The following is a 16,451-nucleotide window of genomic DNA, read 5'->3' as shown; positions in this document are numbered from 1 at the left end:
AGCGCAGCGACAGGTGCGCCGATCACAGGCGCGAGCTGATTTTCGTTGTCGCAGGCTTCGTCGCTGCCTTTGACTTTGCTCGCGTTTTCACGCCATGTCTGGAAGATGCTGCAATTCGGGTGTGTCGCGTGCCGATTAGCCTAGCGTGGCTCGATGCTGAACGATGAGCTACGTATTCCTGACCGTCGACTGGTCCGAGATGCGCTGGGTCTCCATTCAAATATGGACGTCCAATTCCGAACTGCTTTTCGTGCTCGTCGATCCATTTCCACAATCTCTTGGTCTCGCTTGCACGCTCGTCCTTGCTCCCGCCATTCATGCTGATGACGTCTGCGGCGAGCCCGTGACCATAGCCTCCTCGCGAACTGCCACCGTGATAGGACTTGTCATTCGCGGCCTTCAGCCCGCTCGCGATTGATTGGCGATAGTCATCCCGGAATCCGCTTGTGATCCCAGGTGCCAGTCCGGCCTGTTCTGCAGCATGGAGTAAACAGAACAGCTTTCCCTTGAAGGCTCGATCCATCCCTCCGATCACGTAATCCATCAGAGGCATGCCGGCTTTATCTGCTGCTTTGGGGTCCTTCCATCCGAAGTCATTTTCGACCCGCTTCGGGATGCTGCGAGTGACGGTGATCTGTTTTCGCTTCCGCCTGATCGTTACGTCCTTTTTCTCGTACACGACGATCCAGTCCGTCTTCGGCGCTCGCGTGTAAAGTGCTCCAAGGAACCGGTCGATGCATGCCTCGGCAACAAAGCACTCGTCCAGGACCAAGACCGTATCGACATTGTCAGGAGCGGCCTTGAGCGAATCGACAACGTTGGCCGTCTGAGATGCTTGCTCGGATTGCTTCTCGGTTTCCGTCGTTGGCCGAGCCTCGGTGCTAGCTCGGTCCGCATCTGGCGGCGCGCTCCGAGTATCGGCTTGAGCCGACGGTTCGGATGCTGTCACCTGTGGGCCCGACTCTTCCGTGGGCGACGCCGCGTGCACATCGCGAACGACGACACCGCATGACAGTGTGATCAGAGGCGCGGCAATGCGTAACCAACCAGCCCCGCAACCGAACTGATTTCGCTTGGTGCCACGAACCTCTTTGCGAGATGACATCCGCATTGGAAATCAAACATGATCCAAACTGATCATGACAGCGTGCCATCGCGCTCTGAGCTTGGCAACCAGTTAACCACCGCAGTTAACCACCGCAGAATTGGCCGGCGAATATGCAACTACTCAGATAGGACAAAGCACTCCTCACGCACAGGTCTGACAGGTTTTGCTGCGTTGCCGTCGGATAAATTCGCCGCGTCCGGAAAGCGTCCAGCGAGACGAACCTCGCCTGTATTCACCGATCCACCGTTAGGTGGATTGCCGCTCGCCGCGCAGCCGGCCGAGAATCCGCCAAGGACCGGTGTCGTTTTCGACAATGTTGGCGAGCGGCTGCCGCTCACAGCATTGAAGGAGGCGACATGCGTGATTTCATGGCCATCGGCCGCTCGGTCGCGGTTGCGGAGCGTGGCATGGCCGCAACCTCGCACCCGCAGGCGACGCTCGCCGCGGTCGAGATGTTGAAGGCCGGCGGCAATGCCGTCGATGCCGCGGTGGCGGCGGTGGCGGTGCAGGGCGTCGTCGAGCCACAGATGACCGGGATCGGCGGCGACTGCTTTGCGCTGTATTCGCCGAAGGCCGGCGAGCCGATCGCGCTGAACGGCTCGGGCCGCACGCCCGCCGGCACCGATGCAGAAAAATATGCCGGCAGCGGCGCGCGCGACATTCCGCCGACCGCGCCCGAGGCGGTGACCGTGCCGGGCGCGATCGACGCGTGGTGCAGGCTGGTCGCCGATCACGGCAGCAGGTCGCTGGAGGAGATTTTCCGGCCGGCGATCGCGGCGGCCGAGCAGGGCTTTTGCGTGACACCGCGCGTCGCGGAGGACTGGCGCCGCTTCCGGGCGCGGATCGAGATCGACGCCAATGCCGCCGCCCAGTTCCTTCCCGGGGGCAGGGCGCCTGAGGTCGGCGACATCCGCACGCAACCTGCGCTTGGCCGGACCCTGCGCCGGATCGCGCAGCACGGGCGCGAGGCGTTCTACGCAGGCGAGGCCGCCGACGAGATGGTCGGTATTTTGCGCGGGCTCGGCGGCGCCCACAGCACCGACGATTTCGCGACGCATACCTCGGACTACGTGCAGCCGATCTCGGCACGCTACCATGACCACGACGTGATCGAGTGTCCGCCGAACGGGCAGGGCCTGGCGGCACTGATGATTCTGCGGACGCTGGCGGGCTTCGATGTCGGCGCGCTGTCGCAGGCCGATCGGATCCATCTGCTCGCCGAGGCGACCAAGGCGGCCTACCGCGCGCGCGACGCCTTCTTCTGCGATCCCGCCGCCGGCAAGGTCGATCCGGCCGCCTTCCTTGCCGAGGACTATATCGGGAGAATCCGCAGCAAGATCGACATGAGCCGCGCCTCTGCGCTCGCGGCGTGGGACGATATCGAGCATCGCGACACCGTCTATGTCACGGTGGTCGACCGCGACCTCAACGCCGTCTCGCTGATCAACTCGTTGTTCTATCCGTTCGGCAGCGGCATCTACGCGCCGAGATCGGGCATATTGCTGCACAACCGAGGCTGGAGCTTCCGCGCCGGGCCCGGACACCTCAATTCGCTCGGGCCGCGCAAGCGCCCGATGCACACCATCATCCCGGGCCTGTTGCGCAAGGACGGCAAGACCATGATGTCGTTCGGCGTGATGGGCGGGCACTACCAGGCCGCCGGCCATGCCAATCTGCTCTCGAACATCTTCGACATGAAGATGGACATCCAGGCGGCTGCCGAGGCACCGCGCTCCTTTGCCTTCGACGGCGCGCTGTCGCTGGAGACGACGATATCGCCTGATATCCGCGACGAGCTGCGTGCCCGCGGCCACGATGCCCGCTTCTCCGAGGAGCCCATCGGCGGCTGCCAGGCGATCCGCATCGACCATGCGCGCGGCGTTCTGCTCGGCGCCTCCGACCACCGCAAGGACGGGCTGGCGCTGGGCTACTGAGAGGGCCGCCTGCCCGCATTGCGGCAGGCGGCGGAGCATCCACCGGACGGTGGATTGTTCCAAATGCCGACATGTCGAACGTTTGGCCTATCGTGCCGGCGCCATGCGCGGTTTCGCCGCTGTGCACCGCGAAAGGCTGATCGCTCCGGACTTTCCTAATCGAGAAGTTGATCCGTATGAACAGGACATTCGCCGACACGGTCTTCCGCAACGGCCGGATCTACACGTCGAACCGGGCGCAGCCCTGGGCGGCGTGCGCAGCCGTGAAGGCCGGCCGGTTCATCGCTGTGGGCGAGGAGCGCGATGTCGCGGCCCTGGTCGGCGAGGGCACTAAGACCGTCGATCTCGGTGGACGGATGGCGATGCCGGGGATCGTCGACATCCACAATCACATCATGATGGGCGGGCAGGCCGATCTCTACGAGCTGCGCTTCTCCAACGCCGACAGCGTGCCAAGGATCGCCGAGACCTTGCACAACGCTGCCTCGGCGGCCGCGCCCGGTGCCTGGATCGTCGGCGGCCAGTTCGGCAACAATCTCCTGAACGAGATGAACACCGCGGAGTCCTGCGCGCTGCTGGATGCGGCGTGCCTCGGACACCCCGTCGTGCTGCGCGACGACACCTATCACAATCGCTGGGCGAGCTCGGCGGCGCTGCGGCTGGCCGGCGTTGAGGCCGGTACCCCCGATCCGACCGACGGCGAGATCGGCCGCGACCTCAAGACCGGGACGCTGACCGGGATCATGATCGAGGCCGCCTCGGGCCTCGTGGAGCGGGCGCTCGCGGCCTCTGGTCACTACACGGCCGAGATGGACCGCGCGGCGGTGGCGCGTTCGATCTCGGTGCTGAACGCCTATGGCGTCACCGCCTTCATCGACGCCGCCAGCATGCAGCCGATCATGGCGGCGCTGAAGGGGCTCGATGACCGCGGCGAGCTGACCGCCTGGGCGGTCTGCGCGATGCCGGTGGTCGAGCCGGGCTTCATGTTCGGCAAGGCCGGCGAGGAGCTGTTTGCGCTGCGCGAACAGTATCGCGGCGCGCACGTGAAGCCGGACTATGTGAAGGTGTTCCTCGACGGCGTGCCTGGCGCCAAGACCGCCGCGTTCCACGAGCCTTATCTGGCCGACCCGGTGCGCGGCTGCTGCTTCCGCGGATCGACCATGCTGACTGTGCCCGACCTGATCCGCTGGCTCGGGCGCTGCGAGAAGCTCGGCCTTGCGGCGAAGATCCATTGCGCGGGCGATGCCGCGGTGACGCAGGCGCTCGACGCGATCGACGTCGTGCGCAGCTTCAACGGGGCGACCCATCTGGTCCACCAGATCGCGCATGCGAGCTACATCGCGCCCGACGACATCAAGCGCTTCGCCGAGCTCGGCGTCGCCGCCGATCTGTCGCCGATCATCTGGTATCCGACCGTCTTCCTCGAGGCGCACAAGGCCGCGATGGGCGAGGAGCGCGCGCAGCGCTTCTGGCCGAACAAGGACCTGAAAGACGCCGGCGCGCTGATGGCCGGCGGATCGGACTGGCCGGTGATCCCGATCCCCGATCCCTGGCAGGGCATCGAGGGCATGGTGACAAGGCAAAATCCCACCGGGGATTTTCCCGGCAAGTCGCTGTGGGCCGAGCAGGCGCTCGATCTCGCCACCGTGATCGACATCTACACTATCGATGCCGCGCGCGCGGCCGGGCTCGGCCAGTCGATCGGTTCGATCGAGGTCGGCAAGTCGGCCGACCTGATCGTGCTCGACCAGATGATCTTCGACATCCCGCCGGACCAGCTCGCCGACACGCGGGTCGAGATGACCTTCTTCGAAGGCCGCAAGGTCTACCAGCGGGGCGCGTGATGGGCACGGCGGATCAGATCCCGGTCACGGTGTTGACCGGTTTCCTCGGTAGCGGCAAGACCACGGTGCTGAACCATCTGCTGCGGCAGGGCGAGCTCAATGGCGTCGTCGCCATCATCAATGAGTTCGGCGAGGTGGCGCTGGATCACCTGCTGGTCGAGAGCAGCGAGGACCGCCTGGCGCTGCTCGACAATGGTTGCATCTGCTGCTCGGTGCGCGAGGATCTGATCGAGACGCTGGCCGATCTCGCCGACCGCCGCGCCACTGGGGCGATCCCGCCGTTCCACCGCGTACTGGTCGAGACCACCGGGCTCGCCGATCCCGTGCCGGTGCTGCACACGCTGATGACGGCGCCCGATGTCCTCAGTCGCTATCGGATCGACGGCGTGGTCGCGACCGTCGATGCTGTCAACGGCGCGCATACACTCGAGGCGCACAGCGAAGCCATCAGACAGATCGCGGTCGCCGACCGGCTGCTCGTGACCAAGACCGATCTTGCCGCCGAAGAAGAACTGGCGCGGCTCGATACGAGGCTTGCCGCGATCAACCCGGTCGCGACGCGCTCACATGTGCGGAACGGGATCATCGATCCGGCCAGGGTTCTCGACGCTGGCCTGTTCGATCCGGCGGCCCGCTCCGCCGATGTCGTGCGCTGGTTCGATCTGGCATCGCAGGCGGCGAATGCGCCGCATCATCACGCCGGTCACGATTGCGATGGCGCGGATTGCGGCCACCACAGCCATCACGCGCACGATGCCGGCGTCTCGTCCTACAGCCTGGTCATCGACGAGCCCATCCAGCGCGACGCATTCGCGCGCTGGCTCGACTATGTCGCGGCGCTCAAGGGCGAGGACCTGCTGCGCTTCAAGGCGATCGTGCATGTCGCCGAGCAGCCCGATGCGCCGGTCGTGGTGCATGGCGTTCAGCATGTGTTCCATCCGCCGATCACGTTGCAGGGCTGGCCGTCGGCGGACCGGCGCTCGCGGCTCGTCTTCATCGTGCGCGGCATCCCGCGCCAGATCATCGAAAACACATTGTGCAAATTTGCCGCGGTGAGCCGGGCGGCGATCCAGCGGTCGGCGGCATGAGCCCGAGATCGAACAATTTCATCATTGGTTATGGAGGGAGAGGGACATGACTGAGACAAAGAATGACAAGACGTCCGGCCGGCTCGACCGGCGCACGCTGCTGAAGGCGGCCGGTGCGACCGGTCTCGCATCGGCGATGAACGTGCCGCTGGTCAATGTTGCGCGGGCCGCCGGCAACACCATCAAGATCGGCTGGGTCGGATGCCTGTCCGGCGTCCGCGCGCCGTTTGCCGAGCCCGACACTTGGATCCATGAACGCATCAAGGCCCGGCTCAAGGACGGCCTGAAGATCGGCGGCAAGACCTGGCAGGTCGAGTTTGTCTTCAAGGACAATCAATCCGATCCGAACCGTTCGTCGGTGGTCGCGAGCGAACTGGTGCTGCGGGAGAAATGCGATCTGATCCTGATCGAGGACGGCGACGCGCAGGCCCCGGTGCAGGAGCTCGCCGATGCCCGCGGCATTCCGTCGATTTCGACCATGGTGCCGTGGCAGGGCTGGATGTTCCCGCGCAAGTCGACCCCCGACAAGGGCTTCCCTTACAGCTATCACTTCTTCTGGGGCGCCGATGACGTCGTAAAGAATTTCCTCGGCATGTGGCAGTCGGTCGACACCAACAAGAAGGTCGGCACGCTCTACATCGACAATCCCGCGGGCCAGGCGTTCTCCGACCCGAAGGTCGGTCTGCCCGGTGGCATTGCGGGGGCGGGCTACCAGGAATTCTCCGCCGGAAAATTCCAGATCGCGACCGATGACTTCACCAACCAGGTGTCGTCGTTTAAGAGCAACGGCGTCGATATCGTCTCGGGATTTACCTACGGCAATCACTGGGTGACGCTGTGGAACCAGGCGGCGCAGGCCGGGTTCAAACCGCAAATTTGCACGGTGGCGGCCGCATTCCTGTTCCCGAGCGCGGTGAACGCGCTCGGCGATCGCGGCGACGGCATGTCGACCGAGGTGTGGTGGACGCCGGCCTATCCGTTCAAGTCGTCGCTGACCGGGCAGAGCGCCGCCGAGCTCGCCGCGGAATGGGAGAAGACGACGGGCAAGCAATGGACCCAGCCGATCGGCTACGCCCATGCCCTGTGGGAGGTCGCGCTTGCGGCATTGCAGAACAGCGACCCGAAGGACAAGAACTCGCTGCGCGATGCCATAGCGGGTCTCGACATGGAGACGGTGGTCGGACCGGTGAAGTTCAAGGGAACGCCGATCAAGAACGTCGCGGTGACCTCGCTGTCCGGCGGGCAATGGCGCAAGACCAAGGGCGGCAAGGCGAAATACGAGCTCTTGATCGTGCACAACGGGACGGCGCCGTTCATCCCGAAGCAGGCCGATCTCACATTGCTGTCGAAGCTCGCCTGAGATGGCACCGCTTCTGCGCGTCAGCGGGCTGTCGAAGCGTTTCGGCGAGATCGTGGTCGCCGATAACGTCAGCTTCGAGCTGGCGCGCGGCGAATGCCTCGGCGTGATCGGCCCGAATGGCGCCGGCAAGAGCTCGCTGCTCAACCTGATCGTCGGCCTGCTCACCGCCGACGGCGGTTCGATCATGCTCGACGACAGGGAGATATCAGAGCTGCCGCCGCATCGCCGGGCGCGGATGGGGCTCGGGCGGGCGTTCCAGATCCCGCAACCGTTTCCGCATCTGTCGGTCTACGAGAACGCGCTGGTCGCGGCGTCCTACGGCGCGGGTCTCTATGGCGAGGCGGCGTCCGACTGGACGATGGAGGTGTTGCAGCGCACTGGGCTCGACGCCAAGGCGGACAAGCTCGCGGGCGCGTTGCCGCTGATCGATCGCAAGCGGCTGGAATTCGCCAAGGCGCTGGCCTCGAAACCCAAACTGATCCTGCTTGACGAGATCGCCGCTGGTCTTACCGAACCCGAGGTCGAACGGCTGGTCGCGATCATCAAGTCGGTCAAGGCCGATCATGCCATGATCTGGATCGAGCACATTCCGCACGCGCTGCGCGCTGTGTCGGATCGCATCCTGGTGCTCGATTTCGGCCGCAAGGTGCTTGACGGGCCGCCGGCCGAGGTGATGGACAGCGCCGTTGTGCGCGAGATCTACATGGGATTGAAGGCCGATGGCGTTGCTTGATGTAAACGGCCTGCAGATCTTCTACGGCGATCTCCAGGCGGTGTTCGACATGAATTTCACCGTGGCCGACGGTGAGGCGGTGGCGCTGGTCGGCGCCAACGGCGCCGGCAAGTCGACGTTCCTGAAGGCGCTGGTCGGGCTGAACGATGAGCGGCGAGGGGCGGTGCATTTCGACGGCATCGACATCTCGCAGATGCCGGCCGAGCAGGTGTCGCGGCTCGGGCTCATCATGGTGCCCGAGGGGCGGCTGCTGTTCGACTCGCTGACCATCGAGGAGAACCTGCTGATGGGCAGCGTCAACCGGCGCAAGGGGAGCTGGACGCTGCGGCGAGTGTTCGACCTGTTCCCGATCCTGGAAGAGCGGCGGCGGATGTTTCCGGGCCAGCTCTCCGGCGGTCAGCAGCAGATGGCGGCAATCGGCCGCGCGCTGATGTCGAACCCGCGGCTGCTGCTGTGCGACGAGATTTCGCTTGGGCTCGCCCCCGTCGTGGTCGAGCAGATCTATCGCTCGTTTGCCGACATTCGCCGCGAGGGCACCGCCGTCGTGCTGGTCGAGCAGGATGTCAAGCGCGCGCTTGCGACCTCGGAGCGGATCTATTGCCTGTTGAAGGGGCGCGTGTCGCTGACCGGCCCGGCGCAAGGGTTGCAGCCGGAGCAGCTGACGCACGCTTATTTCGGTAACTAGCCAGGATTGGCACGACATGATCTGGGTTGAGACATTGATCAACGGGGCCCTGCTGGGCGGGCTCTACGGCCTGCTCGGCATCGGGCTCGCTTTGGTGTTCGGCGTGATGCGCGTCGTCAACATCGCCCATGGTGAGTTCATGGTGCTGAGCGCGTTCTGCGCCGTGCTGCTTTCCAACCTGTTTCCGCAGGTTTCGCCGCTGCTGATGCTGATCCCGGTGATTGCACTGTCTTTTGCGGTCGGGTGGCTCTACCAGGCGCTCATCGTCAACCGGGTCGTGACGTCACCCGATCCGCTCTCGCCATTGCTGCTGACCTTCGGCGTCTCGGTGGTCCTGCGCAACGTCATGGTCGAAATTTTCGGCGCCGACGTGCGCAGCCTGCAGGTCGGCGAGCTCGCGCGCGCCAGCCTCGAGATCGCGGGCCTCAACATCGGCATCATGCCGCTGCTCACGCTGGTGCTGGCCGCGCTGCTGTTCATGGCGCTGCAACTCGTGCTGCGCCACACCGAGTTCGGCCGGATCGTGCGCGCCACCGCCGACCGCCGCGACATCGTCCGGCTGTCCGGGGTCAAGCCCGACCGGGTCTATAACTATGTGATGGGCCTGTCGCTCGCGCTCGGCGCGATCGGCGGCGTGCTGCTCGCGGTACGGTCGAGCTTCACGCCGTTCTCGGGCGCCGAGCGCCTCTTGATCGCCTTCGAGGTCGTGGTGCTGGGCGGGCTCGGCTCGTTCTGGGGCGCGCTGCTCGGCGGCATCGCGCTCGGGATGGCGCAACTGATCGGCCTGAAGATCGATCCGAATGCGGGGCTGCTCTACGCCCATCTGCTGTTCTTCATCATGCTGTTGATCCGCCCGTCGGGTCTCGTGTCGAGCAGGGTGTGACGCCGATGCCGACACGGACACTTCTTCTGACCTCCGCCGTCGTTCTCGTTGCGGTGATCGCCGGCGCGCCCTTCGTGCTGAATGAGGGCATCCTGCGGCTTGCGACCGAATGCCTGCTGCTGCTGACGATGGCGCAAATGTGGAACCTGCTGGCGGGTTATGCCGGGCTGGTGTCGCTCGGCCATCAGGTCTTCATCGCCTTCGGCGCTTATGCGCTGTTCCTGACCTCCGGTTGGCTCGAGGTCACCCCGATCTGGGTGCTGCCGGTGGCGCCGCTGGTGGCCGCGGCCGTCGCGGCGATCATCGCGTTTCCGTTGTTTCGTTTGCGCGACGCTTATTTCTCGATCGCGATGTGGGTGTTCGCCGAGATCATCGGCGCCTTCACGATGAAATCGCAGGCGGTAGGCGGCACGTCGGGTGTGCCGCTCGCCACCAGCAAGCTGATCGATTTCGACTGGTTCGAGCCGACCATGTTTTGGCTGGCGGGCGGCCTGACGCTCGTCACCATCGCGGCGCTGTACAAGATGATGACCTCGAGCTTCGGGCTCGGGCTGATGAGCGTGCGCGACAATGATCTCGCCGCGATGAGCGTCGGTGTCGACGTCCGCCACAACCGCTTCATCGCCTTCGTGCTGTCGGCGGCGGGATGCGGGCTTGCGGGTGCGCTGAGCTTCATGGGCAATCTGTTCATCGCGCCGCTCGCGGCCTTCGACGTCAACTGGTCCGTCTACATGATGTTCATCGTGATCATCGGTGGTATCGGAACGCTGGAAGGTCCGATCCTCGGCGTCATCATCTTCTTCGGCCTGCGCGAATTGATGACCGGGCCGCTCGGCCTGTCCGGCGGCTGGTATCTGGTCGGGCTCGGCATCATTGCGGTCGTCGTGATGATCGTGGCGCCGCGCGGCATCTGGCCGGCGTTGCGCGATCGCCTCGGCGTGCGGCTGCTGGACGTCCACCGTGCCGCGCCACGGCCGGCCGCGGCCTCCGTCCTGCCGGGCGCATCGGAACGGGTTACCGGATGAGGCGGGCCTTCACGCCGTCACCTTTGCTTGTATTCTGAGCGTTCTGGCTTTGAGTGGAGGGCGTGATGGCTCTGAGATTCCGGCATGGCGGATTGGCATTGGCCGGCCTGGTTGCGGCAACGATGGCGGCGCCGTTGCCGGCGCAGGCCGAGCGCAGGATGTGGCCGCAGGCGGCCGCAACACACCCGATGGACGGGCTGACGACGGACGAAATCCGTTCGGTCTCCGAAATCCTCCGCAATGCCGGCAAGCTCGACGATGCGGCGCGGGTCGTTTCCATGACCGTCGACGAGGACCCCAAGGACGAGGTGCGGGCGTGGAAGCCCGGACAACCCTTCGCGCGGCGGGCGAACGCCACGCTGCTGAGCGGCGGACATCTCTACGAAGCGCATATCGATCTCGCCGCGCGTAGCCTGCTCGGCTGGGACGAGGTCAGCGATCACGAGGCCGCGCTGACCATCGACGAGCTGATGTCGGCCGGCGATCTGCCGAAGCAGGACCCGCGCTGGATCGCCGCGATGGCCAAGCGCGGCATCACCGACTTCCGCAATGTGCTGTGCCTGCCGCTGACGGTCGGTCCGGTGAGCGACCCGGCCCTGAAGGGCCGCCGCCTGCTCAACGTTCCCTGCGTCGACACCACGGGCGCCGCCAACAATCTCTGGGGCAAGCCGATCGAGAACCTGGTCGCCCAGGTCGATCTCAAGAGCAGGGCGGTGCTGTCGGTGACCGATCTTGGCGTGGTGCCGCCACCGGCGCAGACGCCCTCGCATGCCTATGCCGACTCCGGAAAATATCGCAAGCCGCCGAAGCCGATCGAGATCACCGCGCCCGAGGGCAGCAATGTGAAGGTGGAGGGCGGCCAGGTCCGTTGGGACAATTGGTCGTTCCATGTCCGGCTCGAGCCGCGTGTCGGCGCGGTGCTGTCGCTGATCCGCTACGACGACCACGGCACGTTCCGCGACATCGCCTATCAGATCTCGGCGAGCGAGATGTTCGTGCCTTACATGGATCCTTCGCCGACCTGGTCGTTCCGCGCCTATATGGATATCGGCGAATACGGCTTTGGCGTGCTCTCCAGCGAATTGCAGCGCGGCGTCGATTGCCCGGAAGGCGCGCATTTCCTCGATCTGACGATCTCGGACACCAAGGGCATGCCTGTCGTCTCCAAGGGCGCAGTCTGCATCTTCGAGCGCCCGACCGGGGATCCGATCTGGCGCCACAGCGAACTGCTGAACAACACCGCCGAGGTGCGGCCGAACAACGAGCTGGTGGTGCGGATGGCACCGGTGGTCGGCAATTACGACTATCTGGTAGACTACGTGTTCGACCGTGCCGGCAACATCGACGTGCGGCTCGGCGCCTACGGCATCGATGCGACCAAGGGCGTGGCAAGCCGGACCTTGAGCGATCCGACGGCGAAGCAGGATACGGCCTACGGGACGCTGGTCGACGAGCGGCTGCTGGCCGTCAATCACGATCACTACATGACGTTCCGGATCGACATGGACGTTGACGGCACCTCGAACCGGCTGGTCGAGGATCGCTTCAGCGTCCGCCGGCTGGATGAGGGGCAGCGCAAGAGCCTCTGGCAGGTCGACACCAGGCCGGTCGCGACCGAAGGGCCGATCACGACGCCGCTGAGCGCGGCGCAGTTCAGGATCGAGAGTACGGGCAGGACCAACGGCCGCGGCTATCGCACCAGCTACCAGCTGATGCCCGGACACTCCGACGTCTCGCTGCTCGCCAAGGACGATCCGATCCAGCTCCGCGCCGGCTTCAGCGCCTACACGCTGTGGACCTCGGCCTACGCCAGGGACGAGCGCTACGCCGCGGGTATGTATCCGAATGAAAATGCCGAGGTCGATGGCCTGCCGAAATGGACGGCGGCGAAACGGCCGATCGAGGATCGCGACCTCGTACTGTGGTACACGGTCGGCTTCCGCCACGTACCGCGCGCCGAGGATTGGCCGGTCATGCCCGGCCTGTGGCACGGCTTCCGGCTCCGCCCGTTCAACTTCTTCGATCGCAATCCCGCGCTCGACGTGCCGCCGGTGGTGAATGCCAGGGACACCAAATGAGTGGCGGCGTGCGTCGCATTGTGGCGGTGGTCGGCGCGCTGCTGGCGCTATTGGCCGCGCAGCCCGTTGCGCATGGCGCGGCGGTCGAAAGCGGCGCTGACGATGCGTCCTTGCTCTATTTGAGCAGCGGCGACTGGGAGCGCCAATCCGCGCTGCGCAAGGTCGCGCTCGCGGCCGACTTCATGCGGATCTTCTGCACCGATCAGAGGATGTCGGCAGCATCGCTCGCCGATTGCCTCGACCGCGACAAGGCGGATCGCGCGCCGTTCGAGCGCGCCATGGCCTGTGTCAGCGCGCTGTCAGCCGGCCGCTGAGAGGCCGGCGTCGATCCCTTCGGCGATCGCCTTCACATCCAATGCGGAGAGGATCAGGGGCGGGGACAGGATCAGGTTGTTGCCGGAGACGCGCAGCATCACGCCGGCCTCGTAAGCGCTATCCGCCACCTTCGCCATGGTCTTCTTGTCCGCAGCCTTTTTGCCGTCGCGATCGGCGACCAGTTCGAGCGCGGCCATCAGCCCCTTACCCCTGACGTCGCCGACCAGCGGATGCTTGGCCTTGAGCGCGGCCAGCGCCTGCGCGAGGTCCTTGCCGCGTGCGGCCGCATTCTCGTCGAGCTTGAGGCGGCGGGTCTCGGCGAGCGCCGCAAGGCCCGCGGCGCAGCCGACCGGATGGCCCGAATAGGTGTAGCCGTGGCCGATCGAGCCGAACGCGGTGGTGTCGGTCTCGAAGGCTTCCGCGACCTGCTCGCCGATCAGCGTCGCGCCGAGCGGGAAGTAGCCCGAGGTGATCGCCTTGGCCATCGTCATCATGTCAGGCTTCACGCCCCACAGACGCGAGCCCGACCACGCGCCGGTGCGACCAAATCCGGTGACGACCTCGTCCGCGATCATCAGGATGCCGTGTCGGTCGCAGATCTCGCGCGCCAGCTTCATGAAGCTGTCCGGCGGCACGATCACGCCGCCGGCCCCTAACACCGGCTCCATGATGAAGGCCGCAATCGTATCCGCGCCCTGGAACGCGATCTCTTCTTCCATCGCCGCCGCGCAGAGCTGCGCGAGCCGGGCGGGATCGGTTTCGTTGAAGGGGTTGCGAAAGGTCGACGGGGCAGGGATGTGGAATACCCCGGGCAGCATCGGCTCATAGTTGCGGCGGAAATTGGCATTGCCGTTGACGGACGCGCCGCCGAAATGGGTGCCGTGATAGCCCTTCTTCAGCGCCAGGAACTTGGTGCGGTCGGCCTGGCCCTTGATCTTCCAGTATTGCCGCGCAAGCCGCAGCGCGGTTTCCACCGAGTCCGATCCGCCCGACGTGAAGAAGGCGCGAACCATGCCTTCCGGCTTGAACCATTCGGTGAGCTCGTAGGCGAGCTCGATCGAGGGACCGTTCGAGGTGCCGCGGAAGCCGGAATAGTATGGCAGCGCGCTGAGCTGGTCTGCGATCGCCTGCTTGATCGGATCGCAGCTGTAGCCGAGGTTGACGTTCCACAGGCCGCCGACCGCATCGATCACGGTCTTGCCGTCGATGTCGGTGACGTGGACGCCTTCGCCCTTCATCACGATCCGCGGCGGCTGCGCCCGCATCTCGGCAGGATGGGCCATCGGGTGCCAGATCGGCTTGGCGTTGTTCTCAACCAGGAAGTTCTTGTCGCGCATGATCGTTCTCTATCCCGCTCAGTCGAATTGCAGCCCGAAATGCCGCAGCGCCTCGCTGTAGGACGCGGCCGGATTGCGCACGTCAAACAGCACCGTGCGCATGTTGCACGCGGCAGCGCCCGTGATGTTGCGACGCTGGTCGTCGACGAAGACGCAATCTTCTGCTTCCAGCGCCAGTTCGTCCAGCACGCTTTGATAGGCGCGCCGATCGGGTTTCAGGATCCCGGTATGGGTCGCATCGACGATGGCCTCGAAGCGCTTGAGGATCGAAAGACGGGTGCGGAAATCCGCGCCGTAGAACAGGTCGAGTTCATTCGAGAGGATGGCGAGCCGGAATCCGGCATCGGCGGCGAGAGTGATCGCGCGCGCGGCCTCGGGGCGGATCACGGTGTCGGGATCGGCCCCGCGCGCGCGCTTCACGAAGGTTTCCATGTCGCGCCAGTCCTCGCCGACCATGCGGCCGACCTCGCGGCTGCGGGTCAGCCAGTAGTCGCGTTCGGAAATCTCACCACGCTGCATTGCCGTCCAAAGCGGATCGCTGTCGGGGGCAAATGGTCCGAGCCATTTCAGCGTGCACGGTGCGAGCCCGAGCGCGCGCTCGGTCAGGTCATGGGTCTCGAACAAGGTCTTCGAGATGACACCGCCGAAGTCGAGCACCAGCGCCTGGGCGAGCGGCCTCGTCATGCGGCAACCGTCGCGCGGCCGGGGCGGACTATGCCGGCCGCGACCCATCGGTCGAAGATACCGAGCACCGTTGCATTGAATGTCGCGCTGTTGATGTGGTCCTTGATCTCGTGCAGTTCGACCGGCGGCCGGACCGCCGTTCGCATCGCGTCGACGAAGGCGGCGAGGGCATCGGGGTCGTGCAGGGCTTCGCCTTCGCGGTCCCATTGCTGAATGCCGCCGGCGGGCAGCACGAAGGCGACGGGCGCGCTGGCGCCGGCGAGCTTTTCCGCAATCGCGTGCGCGATCCGGCGGCGATCGGCGGATCCTGATGTCGCCGATGCGAGTAGCCGGTTGTGTGCGTGGAACGGCCGATCCGACAGTTCGTTCGGAACCCCAAGCCATGCCGGGAAGTCGACCATGTCGACCGCCCCGGGAGCAACGATCTGCGGAATGCCGGCTCTGCCCGCATTCTCCAGCCGGTCGGCGCCTGAATTGACCACCGAGCCGGTGAGCTGATTGGCGACCTCTTGCAGGCTGAGGTCCAGCACCGCGGCAAAGCCGCCTTGGGCTGCGATCGACTCCATGGCACGGCCACCCATGCCTGTGGTGTGGAAGACGACGACCTCGTAGCCGCGCTGCTCGAGCTGCGGCTTGAGCTCCACCATGTAGCGCAGGCAGCTCTTGCCGAGCGATGTGATCGCAACGAGCGGCCGGTCCTGGCTCGGCTTGATTGCGCTCTTCGCCGCGCCGACGATCGCGCCGCAGGCTTGCGACAGCACGGCGGTGCAGGTGCCGTTGAGGCCATAGAGGCCGCCGGCCCACAGGATCATCATCAGATCGGCGGCGACGCGCTCTGGCGGGATCAGATGCGAGAATGCGACGGTCGAGACGATCAGCTTCGGCAGGCCGAGCGGCAGCGCCTGCGCGACGTCGAGCGCGAGGTCGGTGCCCATCGTGCCGCCGATCGCGATCACGCCGTCGATGGCATCGCGCGCCGCAAGCTCGCGTGCCAGATTTGCGGCGCCAACCGCCATCAGGGACATCGCGGTGTTTTCGTCGCCGCTAGATGCAATCGCCGCGATCGTGGTCTTTGCGGCGGCCGCCACCGCATGCTTGTCATGAGCCGGCTGGTACGGCGGATCGCCGAGCACGCTGATGTCCATCATGATCGTGCTGCCGCCGGCGCGCGCGATGCACTCGCTCATGAACAGCAGTTCGTCGGCCTTGGTGTCTCCAGTGCCGATCAGAAGAATACGGGGCTGCGTGATCTCGGGCATGACCTTCGGCTCGCCGGCGGCGTGAGGGATGTGGACGAGTTGGTTTGCACCCAGCGGGCAGGGTGTTCGGCCATCGTGCGATCACGCTATGAGGGTGCTGGCCGCGGCGACATCCACC

Annotated in this window: 14 protein-coding genes; 10 read left to right on the top strand and 4 right to left on the bottom strand. The window is 65.5% G+C overall.

The genetic code is table 11. From position 1 onward, the window contains the following. Positions 1-22: 22 nt before the first annotated feature. Positions 23-949, bottom strand: coding sequence for a D-alanyl-D-alanine carboxypeptidase family protein (locus ACE10Z_RS28900; RefSeq protein WP_375783802.1), 927 nt, complete (start codon positions 947-949; stop codon positions 23-25). Positions 950-1,464: 515 nt separating this feature from the next. On the opposite strand from ACE10Z_RS28900, the gene ACE10Z_RS28895 reads away from it, so the two are divergent. The 10 genes from ACE10Z_RS28895 to ACE10Z_RS28850 all read left to right on the top strand — a co-directional run bounded on the left by ACE10Z_RS28895 (position 1,465) and on the right by ACE10Z_RS28850 (position 13,052). Continuing rightward, on the top strand, positions 1,465-3,042 hold the full coding sequence (locus ACE10Z_RS28895; protein ID WP_375783801.1) for a gamma-glutamyltransferase family protein: 1,578 nt from the start codon (positions 1,465-1,467) through the stop codon (positions 3,040-3,042). A gap of 176 nt (positions 3,043-3,218) precedes the next feature. Further along, complete coding sequence (locus ACE10Z_RS28890; RefSeq protein ID WP_375783800.1) at positions 3,219-4,886, top strand: amidohydrolase; 1,668 nt, start codon at positions 3,219-3,221, stop codon at positions 4,884-4,886. Continuing rightward, complete coding sequence (locus ACE10Z_RS28885) at positions 4,886-5,974, top strand: CobW family GTP-binding protein (RefSeq protein ID WP_375783799.1); 1,089 nt, start codon at positions 4,886-4,888, stop codon at positions 5,972-5,974. The genes ACE10Z_RS28890 and ACE10Z_RS28885 overlap by 1 nt, the downstream gene beginning before the upstream one ends. A 46-nt stretch (positions 5,975-6,020) precedes the next feature. Beyond that, positions 6,021-7,334 (top strand): ABC transporter substrate-binding protein, encoded by a 1,314-nt coding sequence (locus ACE10Z_RS28880; RefSeq protein WP_375783798.1) that lies wholly within the window; start codon positions 6,021-6,023, stop codon positions 7,332-7,334. 1 nt (position 7,335) lies between these two features. After that, the gene (locus ACE10Z_RS28875; protein WP_375783797.1) at positions 7,336-8,067 is read left to right on the top strand and encodes an ABC transporter ATP-binding protein; all 732 of its coding nucleotides are present in this window, start codon (positions 7,336-7,338) and stop codon (positions 8,065-8,067) included. Further along, on the top strand, positions 8,054-8,752 hold the full coding sequence (locus ACE10Z_RS28870; RefSeq protein WP_375783796.1) for an ABC transporter ATP-binding protein: 699 nt from the start codon (positions 8,054-8,056) through the stop codon (positions 8,750-8,752). Before ACE10Z_RS28875 ends, ACE10Z_RS28870 begins: the two co-directional genes overlap by 14 nt. Positions 8,753-8,768: 16 nt before the next feature. Then, a complete protein-coding gene (locus tag ACE10Z_RS28865) occupies positions 8,769-9,635 on the top strand; it encodes a branched-chain amino acid ABC transporter permease (RefSeq protein WP_375783795.1) in 867 nt (288 codons plus the stop codon). Positions 9,636-9,640: 5 nt separating this feature from the next. Next, positions 9,641-10,660 (top strand): branched-chain amino acid ABC transporter permease, encoded by a 1,020-nt coding sequence (locus ACE10Z_RS28860; protein ID WP_375783794.1) that lies wholly within the window; start codon positions 9,641-9,643, stop codon positions 10,658-10,660. 65 nt (positions 10,661-10,725) lie between these two features. Next, positions 10,726-12,738, top strand: a complete 2,013-nt coding sequence (locus ACE10Z_RS28855) for a tyramine oxidase (protein WP_375783793.1) — start codon at positions 10,726-10,728, stop codon at positions 12,736-12,738. Between the two features lie 8 nt (positions 12,739-12,746). Continuing rightward, complete coding sequence (locus ACE10Z_RS28850) at positions 12,747-13,052, top strand: hypothetical protein (RefSeq protein ID WP_375783792.1); 306 nt, start codon at positions 12,747-12,749, stop codon at positions 13,050-13,052. On the opposite strand, the gene ACE10Z_RS28845 is transcribed toward ACE10Z_RS28850, so the two are convergent. Genes ACE10Z_RS28845 through ACE10Z_RS28835 form a run of 3 tightly spaced genes read right to left on the bottom strand, consistent with a single transcriptional unit; the run spans position 13,038 to position 16,333 of the window. After that, complete coding sequence (locus ACE10Z_RS28845; RefSeq protein WP_375783791.1) at positions 13,038-14,390, bottom strand: aminotransferase class III-fold pyridoxal phosphate-dependent enzyme; 1,353 nt, start codon at positions 14,388-14,390, stop codon at positions 13,038-13,040. The genes ACE10Z_RS28850 and ACE10Z_RS28845 overlap by 15 nt on opposite strands. Before the next feature lie 18 nt (positions 14,391-14,408). Beyond that, positions 14,409-15,074 (bottom strand): HAD family hydrolase, encoded by a 666-nt coding sequence (locus ACE10Z_RS28840; RefSeq protein ID WP_375783790.1) that lies wholly within the window; start codon positions 15,072-15,074, stop codon positions 14,409-14,411. Next, positions 15,071-16,333 carry a Tm-1-like ATP-binding domain-containing protein gene (locus tag ACE10Z_RS28835; protein ID WP_375783789.1) on the bottom strand — a complete coding sequence of 421 codons (1,263 nt, stop codon included), beginning with the start codon at positions 16,331-16,333 and terminating at the stop codon, positions 15,071-15,073. The genes ACE10Z_RS28840 and ACE10Z_RS28835 overlap by 4 nt, the downstream gene beginning before the upstream one ends. Between the last annotated feature and the right edge of the window lie 118 nt (positions 16,334-16,451).

It is taken from the genome of Bradyrhizobium sp. Pha-3, assembly GCF_042258615.1.
Classification (GTDB): domain Bacteria; phylum Pseudomonadota; class Alphaproteobacteria; order Rhizobiales; family Xanthobacteraceae; genus Bradyrhizobium.
Note: the sequence above shows the minus strand (reverse complement) of the source record. Positions and strands in the feature narration are given on the sequence as shown.